The organism is Bacteroides sp. HPS0048 (assembly GCF_964240755.1).
Lineage (GTDB): Bacteria > Bacteroidota > Bacteroidia > Bacteroidales > Bacteroidaceae > Bacteroides > Bacteroides nordii.
On the sequence record NZ_CAXSVC010000018.1, the window covers coordinates 82,148 to 94,665 of the forward strand.

At 45.6% G+C, this 12,518-nt stretch carries 8 protein-coding genes and 2 pseudogenes; 5 read left to right on the plus strand and 5 right to left on the minus strand.

All coding sequences use genetic code 11. The features are described 5' to 3' along the window. Positions 1 to 1,154: 1,154 nt before the first annotated feature. A pseudogene (locus tag ACESQI_RS14720) lies at positions 1,155 to 1,976 on the minus strand (IS982 family transposase). 499 nt (positions 1,977 to 2,475) lie between these two features. On the opposite strand from ACESQI_RS14720, the gene ACESQI_RS14725 reads away from it, so the two are divergent. Further along, positions 2,476 to 4,827 carry a hybrid sensor histidine kinase/response regulator gene (locus tag ACESQI_RS14725; RefSeq protein WP_373126473.1) on the plus strand — a complete coding sequence of 784 codons (2,352 nt, stop codon included), beginning with the start codon at positions 2,476 to 2,478 and terminating at the stop codon, positions 4,825 to 4,827. Continuing rightward, positions 4,796 to 6,100 (plus strand): sigma-54 dependent transcriptional regulator, encoded by a 1,305-nt coding sequence (locus tag ACESQI_RS14730; protein WP_070737858.1) that lies wholly within the window; start codon positions 4,796 to 4,798, stop codon positions 6,098 to 6,100. Before ACESQI_RS14725 ends, ACESQI_RS14730 begins: the two co-directional genes overlap by 32 nt. Positions 6,101 to 6,105: 5 nt before the next feature. Here the strand turns inward: ACESQI_RS14730 and ACESQI_RS14735 are convergent. The 4 genes and pseudogenes from ACESQI_RS14735 to mobA all read right to left on the minus strand — a co-directional run bounded on the left by ACESQI_RS14735 (position 6,106) and on the right by mobA (position 10,499). Further along, positions 6,106 to 6,553: pseudogene (locus ACESQI_RS14735) on the minus strand (hypothetical protein). Positions 6,554 to 6,771: 218 nt separating this feature from the next. Continuing rightward, positions 6,772 to 8,808: a conjugal transfer protein MobC gene (gene mobC / locus ACESQI_RS14740; protein WP_373126475.1), complete on the minus strand. Its 2,037-nt coding sequence runs from the start codon at positions 8,806 to 8,808 to the stop codon at positions 6,772 to 6,774. A 36-nt stretch (positions 8,809 to 8,844) separates the two neighbouring features. Next, positions 8,845 to 10,092, minus strand: a complete 1,248-nt coding sequence (gene mobB / locus ACESQI_RS14745) for a conjugal transfer protein MobB (RefSeq protein ID WP_122116122.1) — start codon at positions 10,090 to 10,092, stop codon at positions 8,845 to 8,847. Continuing rightward, complete coding sequence (gene mobA / locus ACESQI_RS14750) at positions 10,077 to 10,499, minus strand: conjugal transfer protein MobA (protein WP_122116121.1); 423 nt, start codon at positions 10,497 to 10,499, stop codon at positions 10,077 to 10,079. Before mobA ends, mobB begins: the two co-directional genes overlap by 16 nt. Before the next feature lie 504 nt (positions 10,500 to 11,003). Here mobA and ACESQI_RS14755 point away from each other — a divergent pair. From ACESQI_RS14755 to ACESQI_RS14765, 3 genes are all read left to right on the plus strand, one after another. Then, on the plus strand, positions 11,004 to 11,129 hold the full coding sequence (locus ACESQI_RS14755) for a hypothetical protein (RefSeq protein ID WP_259007303.1): 126 nt from the start codon (positions 11,004 to 11,006) through the stop codon (positions 11,127 to 11,129). Positions 11,130 to 11,299: 170 nt separating this feature from the next. Next, on the plus strand, positions 11,300 to 12,064 hold the full coding sequence (locus ACESQI_RS14760; protein WP_122116120.1) for a ParA family protein: 765 nt from the start codon (positions 11,300 to 11,302) through the stop codon (positions 12,062 to 12,064). Then, positions 12,061 to 12,498 (plus strand): DUF3408 domain-containing protein, encoded by a 438-nt coding sequence (locus tag ACESQI_RS14765; protein WP_122116119.1) that lies wholly within the window; start codon positions 12,061 to 12,063, stop codon positions 12,496 to 12,498. The genes ACESQI_RS14760 and ACESQI_RS14765 overlap by 4 nt, the downstream gene beginning before the upstream one ends. Positions 12,499 to 12,518: the final 20 nt, after the last annotated feature.

Here is a 12,518-nt window from a genome sequence, read left to right on the forward strand (position 1 = left end):
CACCGATGGTTCGGTAAACGTCGATGTCGCATCCGAAATATTGAAGGGAAATGAAGAGAATGAGATCGCAATGCCCTTGATCACTCCGATAGATACCGTAGAAGCGGATACGTAAATCATTGTTACTCCCATTTATTCAATGGATGAAGTTGAGCAAGCTGCACTTCATTCCGTCAGTATGAAAGCTGTCGTAAACCCTCCTACTGATCGGTGCAAGAATCAACAGTACCAACGCATCAGTCACCTTGTAGCAGCCGGTAACGCTCGAATATGAGCGGGGCTGGAAATTGCAGAGATCATCATAGTACAAAAATATGTGAACGGCATGCGGGTGGATGTGGAATAGATAGAAAATGGAGGAAAAAGTCACAGTCGTGATTAATCAATTTACCTCCTACTCACTATTATACAGCGTAACTATCAATTCATCAACAACTTCAGAAACCATCAGTTGTACTTTTGATTTTTGAGATAACCTATACGGAAATGGTAATATAGCTATTTCATCAGCTTCTTACCCCTACAAGATCGGTACGGACATCAGATTTTCTAGCACCAACAAAATTACAGCCTACCTGATTGAAACCGTGGCACATGCCGCAAGAGTTGGAGCGACAACGGTTACCAGTACTTATCCTATCAATGTAACTTTGTCGATCGATATCGCAATGAATATCAGCGAACAGCAGGAAGTGACCACACTTACCTTAACGTGAGTTCGATATAATCAGAAAAAATTTAATTGAGTCAGTCAAAATTGCACACAGATTCTTTTCTATTGAAGAACATAAAAACAAAATGAAAAAAAGCTTGTTTACAATTGAACAAACAACGTTCTTTGTATTATTACTTGTTTTCTGAAGTATTGCGGCATGGAGAGTGGCAAACAACGAAGGAGACCTTGGCTATACAAAGGAGTATGAGCTTGGCGATTTTGAGCCGAGCTTTTTTTATTTGTGAACTTTTATGACATTATTATATGCCAGTACTTTAACTATGACGGAAAGCGTATCCTGCTAAGGGGTGCGCTTTTTTGCCTGTATGGCCTCTCTTCTTAGGAACGGCCAAACTGTTAAAGTCCTGTCAGTCCATTGTTTTTTTAAAAATTAAAAATTTCCGTATATCACTTTATTATTAACATGGACTTGATATAATCAGAATAAATTCAATTGTCCGTCATTGATGAGGTTAATATCAATGGCGGACTTTTTTTCAAAGAAGCAATAAGCAGCAATAGCCGATAACACGTTTGTCACAAAGTTGTTGAATGAGCGGTGCCTGGAGTACTCGATCTGTGCGATGTTCTTCAACTCATCATTAACCGTTTCAATTAAAGCCCATTTTCTGATCAAGATTTTATCGGCCATACTCATCATGCTGTTTCTCATGCTGTTCTTCGCCTTTATTACAAGCTGTACGCCATTAAGAAACAAATTCTCAACCAAGGCCTGTCCAATATATCCTTTGTCAGCACATAATTTTCCTTTTATGTTTTTCTGAAACCGCCCCTGCTTTAAGGGGTCCCGGTCATCCACATTCCCGGGAATGAGCATGAAATTGAGGATTCCCCCCCTGTCATAGATAATCAGGTGCGGCTTGAATCCGAGGAACCAGCCCATAGAGCATTTCTCACGCACCGCAAGCCCCCAAAGGTCTTGTGAATCAATATGCGTTGATTACGACAAACACGCAAGGAGGTTGAATCGACAAGGCTGATGCCTGTACAGGTTCCAAGCAAAACATTCTTAATAAAAATAGTCAATGGGAAGTAACACGCTCTTTTCCAATTCCACAAAACGGTTATAAGACACGCGTTTGGGAAACAGTCCCTTCAAATGTTTACAGACATATTCCATATAATAATGCTTGAAGCATCTGAAACCGCCGGAATGAAACAGGATGAGAATAACCATGATTTCCGCGTCGCTCATACGGTTCGGTTTGTTACGATGCTTGCGGTTCTTATCTTCAAGCATATATTTTTTCTGTTACAATGCAAATTCCTTGCAAAAATCATCTGCCAGACAATAAATCTCTATAACTTTAGCCTCTGAGAACATAGCGGTGATCGTTTAAATGTTATATTTGGCACTATAAAGTTAACACTTTTATCGTTATATTCTTATTATTCAAGTAGATATTTATTGGGTTATATCGAACTCACGTTACCTTATCTGATCTGGGATGTAGCGTACTGCCAGACAGTAGGAACAATGTCTGGCACTACCCGGACTTGGAATTGCGAGCATACGGATAAAACTGACTGATCAAATTGAAATAAGACCAGTTTCAAGACATAAATCGTTATTGATTTATCCCGTATGGAAGCCTCTGTCTGAATCCGGTTATCGGAGAAGACAGGGGCTTCTTCTATATTTTATAAATGAATTATAGACAACTAGTAAACTGTCTTGACGAATCCGTTACAAATCCTTGATAGTTTAAAGCGAGTGTTTATGTAAAATGAAAATATTTATGGTAACAGGAAAGGCTTCATTGCAGCATAAGGTCCTTTTAGGATATATGGTATTGATCATGGCTGTTTGTGGCATGGTTTCCATCTTGTTATATGAACGGAGTCGCATGTGTGAGATAAAAGCAGAAACATCAGAGATACGCAGGATACGCCATAACATCAACACGGCACATCGTCATATCACGGAACTCGTCACTTATGGAGAGTCCGTTATTGTCTGGGAGGATGCCGATTTTCGTGAGTATCGCAGAAAACGCTTGCAAACGGATAGTTTATTACAAATACTAAAAGTGAGTTGCGGCACGTTCGTCTTGCCAGGACAGATAGACTCCCTATGTCATTTACTAGAGGTCAAAGAGGTACACCTGCTCCGCATTATGGAGACCATTACTAGACAGGAGGAGGCAGACAGCCTCCTCGCAAACCGTCTGCCTATCGTTATTAGAGATGCAGTTCGTATCCGAACAGTCATCCAGAAGAAAAAAGGTGTTGCCGGCTGGTTCGGGGGAAAAAGGAACGTACAGGTCTTTGAGCCATCGAAAGGACTTCAAGAATTGAATGACAAGCTAATCGCCATGCAGGAGGAACGTGACCGCCGGATAGACGCCTATGCCGACAGCCTGCGTAGGCAGAACAGAACTTTAAACCAGAAGTTGCATATTCTTATCACCTATCTTAACGGGCAAGCGCAAGCAACATTCATCAGTCGTGAGGAAAAAATCACAGAAGCTAGAGATTTCTCTTTCAGATTATTTGTTTTAGTAATCGTCTCCGCTTCCTCCTTGTTATTCATCTCGTTTTTGATCATACGACATGACATCAGGAAAGAAAGGGAAGGACGGATACAGCTTCAAAGGATAAACCGTGAAAACGAGGAACTGCTAGGCATGCGTAAACAGATCATCCTGACTATCTCGCATGACATACGGGGACCTTTGGGTAATATCAGCAACTGCGTGGAACTAGCCTCGGAAACCCGTGAGAAGAAAAAACGGGAAGGCTATCTGGAGAACATCCGCCATTCCTGTCGCCATATACTGAACCTAGTGAACAACCTGATGGATGTTTATAAGATCAATGAGACCAAGGATACTCGTAACGAGATTCCTTTCCGTCTTAATAACTTGCTTGACAACATATCAAAGGAATATGCCCGCAAAGCGAGTAACCGGGCCCTGCTGTTCGAGCATCGGCATAAGAACGTCGGCGATATTACGGTGAGAGGAGACGCGGACAAACTGGAACAGATATTGGATAACCTGTTGACAAACGCCATCAAGTTTACCCTGTCGGGTACGATCCGTTTCCATACCAAATACATGGCAGGCAAATTATATGTGGAGGTCGGTGATACCGGTATCGGTATGGACGAGGAGACATTGGAACGCATCTTCCGGCCATTCGAGCGTGCGGCGCAGGAGATAAACTCGGAAGGATTCGGTCTTGGTCTTTTTATCACGAAAGCTCTTGTGAAGGTACTGGACGGAAGCATTGGAGTAGAGAGCCGACCAGGTAAAGGTACAACATTTCGCCTGTCGTTCCCTCTTCCCAAAACAACAGAAGAACCGGAAACAGAAGAACTTCCGGCACAATCCGTTACGGTACTCCCCAAACATGTACTGGTGGTGGACGATGACAGCATCCTTTTGAAAATAACGGAAGACATGCTCGGACGCAACGGGGTGGAATGCACGACCTGCCAAAATGCAAAAGAAGCCGTTCTCGCACTCGACCGTCAGGATTATGATCTAGTATTGACTGACATACAGATGCCCGTGACCGATGGTTTCGGCTTGTTGAGATTACTCCGCAACTCGGATATCGGAAATTCCCGCACCGTTCCGGTCGCTGTCATGACGGCACGGGGTGACGGAGACTCGGGCGTGTATGTGAAATCCGGTTTTTGTGGTTGCATACACAAACCTTTCTCTTCAAAAGGGTTGCTAACCTTTATCTCCTCTGTTACGGCAGGTGGGATTGCAGGCATGTCTCCATTCGATTATTCCCGTCTGATGGAAAGTACGGATGATCGTCAACATATGTTCAGTCTAGTAGTGAAAGAGTCGGAAAAAGATCTTACCGAACTAGAGGAGGCATTACGGAAAACAGACCGGGAAACCATGCGGAAAACCGTACACCGAATGGCTCCGGTCTGGGAGTTGTTGAATGCAGGCGATGTACTTTTCAGTTATCAGAAGATACTGCATGACAGAACCTCAAGCAACGAGACGGTCAGAGGATACACAAAGAGGATCATGAAACAGATACGGCTACTGATAGACGAAGTGAATAATGAATTAAGAAAGAAAAATGATGGGAATGAAAAAAACTTTATTGATCGTGGAGGATAACTTGATCCTCTGCGATATTCTTAAGAGATGGCTGCAGAAAGCCAATTATGGGGTATTGACGGCCATAGATGAGCCTTCGGCACGCCGGAAAATCAAAGAAAATGACGTGGCACTAGTGTTGACGGATGTCCGTCTTCCCGAAGGAGATGGCATCAGCCTGCTAGAATGGAGCATCTCCCAAGGATTACATATTCCTTTTGTGGTGATGACCGAATATGCCACTATTGCAGATGCGGTGCATGCCGTCAAATTAGGTGCGAAGGACTACCTGCCCAAGCCTGTCCATGAGGTGCAGCTAATGGATCTGTTACGAGGATTGCTCGGACTACCCTTTTTTGTTCCCTCAAAAAAATCATTTATGAAAAGACGTAGCCTGGCGATTCGGGAGACTGACAGGATTGCCTGTCGTGTAGCTCCTTTGGATTGTTCCGTCATGATCCTTGGACCTAATGGTAGCGGAAAAGAATCTGTAGCACAGTTGATCCAACAGCATAGCGGACGTAGGAACAAACCTTTTGTGGCAGTAAACTGCGGTTGTATCCGGGGAGAACTTGCCGCATCAGAGTTCTTTGGCCACGTACAGGGAGCATTTACCGATGCAAAGAAAAATACCACCGGCTATTTTGAAGCGGCCCGGGGCGGTACGCTCTTCCTTGACGAAATTGGAAATATGCCTCCCGAAATGCAGACACTGCTACTCAGGGTATTGCAGGAAAGAGTGTATTGTCCTGTGGGCAGCCGCAAAGAGCTTGAAGCCAATGTACGGATATTGTCGGCCACCAACGAGGATATGGAGCGTGCCATACGGGAGGGACGTTTCCGGGAGGATCTGTACTACCGTCTCGCCGAGTTTGAAATACACCAGCCCTCTCTCTCCGAATGCCCAGAAGATATATTGCCATTGGCTGATTTCTTCCGTGAACAACATTCAGAAGAGATGCATGTGGAAACCTCCGGTTTTACCGAACAAGCCAAAATCTCCATGCTTTCTCATCCATGGCCGGGCAATGTACGTGAACTTGGAAACCGGGTAAGGCGTGCCGTATTGCTAACGGATGCTCCATTGTTAACCCACAAAGATCTAGGTCTTGACGTGAGCATTTGTAAAACAGGTGGAAAAAGCAAGAAAGGCTTAATGGAAGAAGCAGAAGAGAAAGAACTAATAAGGAAAATTCTGGAAGAATGTGGAGGTAAGATCAGCCGTGCGGCGAAAATGTTGGGGATAAGCCGTCCGACGCTATACAAGAAAATGGAAAAATATGAATTGAGATAGAATTTTCATTCGTTTCGTTTATATATAAGCCGGCAAATTCCGTTGGAGAAAGTTTTGTAGCCAAGAAGTTTCCAGCAGGCAGACTGGAATTCTCCAGTCAGGGAGATTCCGCCCATAAGAAAGGGGTAACAAATAAAGTACTGTCTCGTCCACTAGATTATACAGGAAAAGTCCATTAACATATTCTGCGCTTCCTCCATCTCCTACTTCCGCTAGATAAATACAATCCTTGTCGTATTTTTCCCTTACATTCAGCAAGTCCATCAAACCGTAATAAGGATAGATGTGAAATGTGGCCTGCCGCAACCAGCATGGGAAACTATTTCACTTGTTTTCCCTCACCCATCGCACAAGCATCTCGTCTTCATGCGGAAGAAACCCGTCCAAAGTGAGTACCATGATAACTTGAATTTTTACAAGAGGTATGGCAAAGCCCAACACAGAAACCCGCATGGGCTCATTATAAGGTATAGCATAAGCCTCACGCAATAACCTCTGTGCTTTTGAATTTGTCAAATTCCTGTTCAAGACGTCTTGCGACTTATGTATAATAATGGCAGTTCCAATTACCGGAACAGCCTTATTTCTCTATTTTAAGTTTTAAATATACGATATCTTTTTCAATAATCCGATCAGTTGGGGCATAATTTCTTTAATTCCCCCTTCATCTGTCATGATTTGTCGGATTCCTTTCCTTTTTCGTCTTCCAGACCTAGTCGTTTACGGAGTTCTGGATCATTTTTGATACGCTGCATCTCCTCATTGATAATAGCCTGTGCGTCCGCTTTGATCTGGTCGTAATTACGTTGTATCTGTTGCATCATGATATCGTCACCATTCCTGTCCTTGAAGTCGTTGATGATAGGTATTTTCCGATAAGCCTTTTCTTCTGCGCTGATCTTGACATGGTCCACGACAATTTCTGCATGAAATATTTTCTGCTCTATCTTCTCATCAAAATTATCCACCACAGCCCCGACAAACGTACCTTGTGAGAGGTTGGCGATCTTTGATGCGGGAATGAGCGAGTCTAGCTGTGTGTTGATGGAGGTGGATACGTCCTGACGGTTGATGGATACGGACTGACGTTGCTGAAGCACCTTGCCGAAGCGCTCTGAAAGCGTTTTTGCGGTTTCACCGACCACCTGTCCGCTGAAAATATTCCCCACCGTGTTCTGGATGACCTTGGATTCTTTTTCTCCGTAGTCACGTGTCAATTGACTGAAATCCTGAAAACCCAGAAGCACACCCACCTTGTTGCTTCTCGCCGTCGCGATCAGGTTGTCAAGCCCACGGAAATAGATGGTGGGAAGCTCGTCAATGATAACGGCGCATTTAAGCTGTTTTTTCTTGTTGATAAGCTTGACGATACGGGAATTATATAATCCGAGCGCTGCCGAATAAATGTTCTGCCTGTCCGGATTGTTGCCCACGCAGAGCAGTTTGGGCTCTTTCGGATTGTTGATATCCAATGAAAAATCATTACCGGTCATCACCCAGTAGAGTTGTGGGGAGATCATGCGCGTAAGGGGTATTTTAGCCGAGGCTATCTGGCCTTGGAGCTGGTCCTGGGCATTTCCCTTCCATGCGTCCATGAAGGGAGAAAGATAGTTTTCCAGCTCCGGATAAGAGGTCAGAATGGTGAACAGGTCTGAGTAGGGTTTGTTGAGCAGTTCTACCGCATGGGGAAACGTACAGTAAATACCGTTTTTGTAAATCTTTAAATACCAGATTATTGCCGCAAGCAGAATGATAGGAGACTCCACGAAGAAGTCCCCCTGCTTTTCGATCCAGGTGCGATTGAGGTTGAGCATTATCGTATAGCTTGCCTCGTACGCGTCGGAAATGTCCGTCATGAATTCCGGATTGATGGGATTGCACCGGTGAGACCTGCATGGATCGTCGAAATTTATGACATAGAACCGGGGCTTAACCTCGTACTTGTCCATATTCTTCAACAAAGAATTATAGGCGATGGTGGACAGGTCATCAAACTTGTAATCGTAGATGTAAATCGCAAAGCCTTTGGCTATAAGCTGGCGTATGTAACTGTTGACTATCGCATAAGATTTGCCGCTGCCCGGTGTCCCGATAACCATGCAGGCACGGAAAATATTGACAATATTGACAAATCCGTTATTCCAGCGCTTTTTATAATAGAATCTCGTCGGGAGGTTTACCGAATATTCATTCTCCATCAGTCGGGTTTCCTGCATGAAACTCTCATTTTCCATATTGAACACATCTTCCATGAGGTTGTGCCTGTAAAGGCGGCTCATCCATAACCCCGACATCAACAGGGCGAGATAGCCTGCCGTAAGAGTAAAAATATAGAATGCGGTATTTGCCATGTGTGGCAATGGCAGTTCAAGAAGCCACCAGTTCAGAAAAAACAATACGCATCCTGCCACCAACGCCGCATAAATTTTAGGCCAGGTTATCTTTTCACCTTTGACCCCGTGCGTACCCAGACAGGAAACGGCCAACAGAAGCACTGCCAACAGTTTGCTCCAGAGAATACAGTTGAAAATTCCGGTCGTGTCGTTGAAGTTTACCAGAATCCGGTCTATCACCTCAAGGCTCAGGTGCCATGCGGTGATACTCGGATAGCAGTACACATAGACGTGTACCACCAAAAGAAAAATACTCACAGCCCTGCCGAATTCCATTATCTTAGCGAGAGCCCTCAAATCATCTTCCTGCTGCATAAGAATTGTATATAAATGGGTTGATACTTGTTTTGTCTAAATGCCACGCTTGCGTCCGGTCTTCTTTTTTTTCTTCATGCGGCGTGCAAAGGCTTCCTCCTCGTAATCCCGCAGATTGGTTTCCAAGGAGAGAATGCCTGCCGCCAGTTCGAGCGTGCTAGAGGATTCGTGACGGTGATGCTGCCAAAGTTCTGTAGCGGAATGTCCGCCCCGTTCCTTTTCGGGTATGTTTTCCAACCATTTGAAATAGTCGTTGAACACATTGGCAGAAAACACCTTGCCCATGCGTGAGCCGTTGAACACCTCCCGATGGTTGTGATCAATAAAGGTGACACCATAGATACGTCCCCGCTCATTCTTGCGGAAAACCACATCAATACGCCTTTGCCCGAGCAGTTCCACAAACCGTTTCTGTGAATCCGCCTGCCGCAAGGCACGAACGATGTCCGCCTGTATGGAGGGGGCCCATTTCCCGTCTTTGAGAGCTTTCAGATTCATCAGCATCCGCTTTTCCAACTGTTCATTTCCGAAGCGTTTCCCAAATCGGGAACTTTTGAACGGTGGGCTGACAACCTTGCCGGTATCATCCGTGACCGAATATACAATACCGGTATATGGTGTACCGTTGTATTCTCCCCTGACCTGTTTTGCCTCGATGTTGAGCGTGGAAAGCAGCGCATTGTATTCCCCGAAAGTTTGGAAACGGTAGCTTTCCAATACGGCTTTAAGGGTATTGCCTACCTGATGGCGGACATCTCCCAAGGAAGCGTCCACCTTTCTTAGTTCCGCTTTTGGATTCCGCTTTTCCGCATCCGCTCCGTTTCGCAGACCGAAATCCACTTCCAGTTCCCGACAGGCGGTCATGGAACGCCGATGCTCGTAGGCATCGCTGATCTTTTTCCCCTGTTCATCCACACAGACACTAACAATATGGATATGGGTATTGTGTGTATCGGCATGTTTGTAGGTGATGTAAGGCTGATTCCCATACCCCATCTTCTGCATATAACGTTCCGCCAGTTCTGCCAGCCGCCCGTCGGTCAACCGGTCTTCCGGTGCCGGGGAGAGGGAAATGTGCAGGACGGGCTTCTCCGTATTGCGGTTTGCCAGCAGGTAATTCTCAAAAGAGAGCAATGCCAGGCGTATGTCCTCGCTTGGCAATCCGAGCCGGTCGGAAATCATACGGTTACCGGAAAGGATCTCAGCCGTACCAGCCGCTACCTTCTCATAGTTATAAGCAAGTGCTCCGTAAAGACTCATGCCATGGCTTATTTTTGCAACCATTTCCGCTCGTATTCCGGGGTTAGCGCCATGACCTTTTTACAGATGAGCATCAGCTCAAGACTCAATCTTTCCAACTTATAGAGCAATGCCCTCGCCCGTTTTTCCCCGAAATTGTTCTTTAAGGCACGTACCACCTGGTTGTAGTTGTTGCCGACAGCCTGGAACTGTTTGTGGAATTCTGTCAACCTGATGTAATAGTCCATCGTCGCCTTGTCTATTTTCACGACCTTTATCTGTCCCGAGAAGATGGATTTCTTGATGAACAGCGTAAGGTTGCCGGCTCCTGAATCCGCCAGCAACTTTTCAAATCTTGTGTTCTCCTCGGCGTTCAGGCGGAAACTGTACTTGTGGTCCGCCGGATCATTTTTAGGCTTTCTGCCCGTCCTTGTCCCTGTTGTTTTCTCCATACACATGAGATTTTTGGTTTGTACTTTTTTCTCTTCCAGAATCCGCGACTTTGGAGCGGATTCCCCCCGCCCCGGGGGGCGGGCAAGTTGGTCCTTGTCTGACAAAAAGTCTTTTGTCGGACAAGGACACAACTTGCTCTGTTCGCTTGAACAGAGAATCCTCCTATGGTCGGATTGCTGCGCGACGCTTGCGGCATACCGTGGTCCGTGAAGTCCTTCTTCCTCCATTGCGTGATTCTGACTTTGCAAAAATAGAAGAACGCAACAAGCTGTAAAACAGGGATAAGTATGACATTTGATGACATCTGACGACATCTGATGTCAGAGCGAGGCAATATTGGCGGAAGTCTTGGAAATAGCCGTTACTTTTGGACTGTGACAGGGAAACAATCTTCCGATGTGCTGATAAAATATACCCGTGTTACCGGCAGGTCATCCTCTGTCCACGGCATGTTTTTAAAATATTATGTTATTGTGTCAAGAGAAAAAAACGGAATGATAACCATGAAAAGAGAAAATACAATGATACGGCCATTTGGCGACAAGATGCCGGGAGGGTACAGGCATGACAGCCTGTACCTATATGACAATCTTCCATTTTTCAGGCATGACGGTAATATTGTGCCATGATCCGGTAGGGAGACAAGCCCCTCATATCTTATGAGGATGTTATTCTGTAGTGATAACAAGGCCTGAATATGCCATCCGTACCGTGTCATGTCCCATGAACCCGACAAGCCGTTGAAAAGAAGAAACAGCGAGAACATTAAAACGATTATTAACCCACAATTCGAAAGCTTATGAGCAAACGATGCACATTCATCGCCTTGAGCAACCAGAAGGGCGGTGTGGGCAAGTCCACCATGACGGTGCTGCTTGCCAGTTATTTCCACTATGTGAAGGGAAAGAATGTCGCGGTTATAGATTGCGACTATCCCCAGTTCAGCATCCAGGCGCTACGTTCCCGTGACATGAAAAACGTCGAGAGAAGCGAGTCCCTCCAACAGTTGTTGTGCAGGCAGTATGAACGAACGGGGAAGAAAGCCTATCCGGTCCTTACCTCCGGGCCCGGCAAGGTACTGGAAACAGCAGACCGGTTGTCGGGGAACAGTGATATCCTTTTCTTTGATTTGCCCGGAACGGTGAATACTCCGGGAATCCTTGAGGCCATCATCAACATGGACTATGTGTTTACGCCGGTCGTGCAGGACCGGATGGTCATGCAGAGCAGTCTGTCTTTCGTGGCGACGCTCCGGGATTTCATCCGGCAATATCCTGAAGCACCGTTAAAAGAGATCCTACTGTTCTGGAACAAGATTGACGGACGTGTCTCCAGAGAGGTTTACCGTCACTATAACGAGATTTTTGAGAAGATCGGTCTGAAGACGCTCTCGACGGTCATGCCGGACATGGAACGTTATAACAAAGAGACCTCTTCTGGCGGGCAGACATTTTTCAGAAGCACCTACTTTCCACCTTCGGAAAAGTTGTTGAAAGGGAGCAATATGGATGTGCTGGCCGAGGAGATCGAACGGATTATCCATCTTAAATCCGACAAGACATGAAAAAAAGGGGCGTATTCAATGTCAATGAGGAACGGTTGAAAGAGTTCATGGCCAACGGTACGGATGCCGAGGGCACTCCTAAGACTCCTTTTGCGGAAGAAAAGACCACAAGGGAAACCGATATTTTCCCGTCCGTACGGGAAGATGCGGACAAACCGCTTCCTGTTTCCCGCGAGCCGGCCGGAAGCGGAACCTCACTTCCGGAGAAGATACAAGAGTACCGAAAAAATTTTCTCAACCGTAAGATTGCCGTCCATCGAAAGCAGACTTATATCTGTTATGACACCTACCGTAGGCTTGCACGGATTCTGCCGTTGCTCAGTGACGGCATGACTGTTCCCGCTTTTCTGGACAACGTGCTTGACCATCATTTGGAAGTGTATGAAAAAGAACTGGATGAAATGGTTCGCTTGAGTACCCAAAATTCACATTAGATTATGGAACATCTGTTTAT

What these genes read in the sequence shown, in the direction of transcription:
- mobC (WP_373126475.1), bottom strand. Translation starts at nt 8,808, where the DNA reads ATGCAGCAGGAAGATGATTTGAGGGCTCTCGCTAAGATAATGGAATTC.
- ACESQI_RS14760 (WP_122116120.1), top strand. Translation starts at nt 11,300, where the DNA reads ATGAGCAAACGATGCACATTCATCGCCTTGAGCAACCAGAAGGGCGGT.
- ACESQI_RS14765 (WP_122116119.1), top strand. Translation starts at nt 12,061, where the DNA reads ATGAAAAAAAGGGGCGTATTCAATGTCAATGAGGAACGGTTGAAAGAG.
- ACESQI_RS14725 (WP_373126473.1), top strand. Translation starts at nt 2,476, where the DNA reads ATGGTAACAGGAAAGGCTTCATTGCAGCATAAGGTCCTTTTAGGATAT.
- mobB (WP_122116122.1), bottom strand. Translation starts at nt 10,092, where the DNA reads ATGGTTGCAAAAATAAGCCATGGCATGAGTCTTTACGGAGCACTTGCT.
- mobA (WP_122116121.1), bottom strand. Translation starts at nt 10,499, where the DNA reads ATGGAGAAAACAACAGGGACAAGGACGGGCAGAAAGCCTAAAAATGAT.
- ACESQI_RS14730 (WP_070737858.1), top strand. Translation starts at nt 4,796, where the DNA reads ATGAAAAAAACTTTATTGATCGTGGAGGATAACTTGATCCTCTGCGAT.
- ACESQI_RS14755 (WP_259007303.1), top strand. Translation starts at nt 11,004, where the DNA reads ATGAAAAGAGAAAATACAATGATACGGCCATTTGGCGACAAGATGCCG.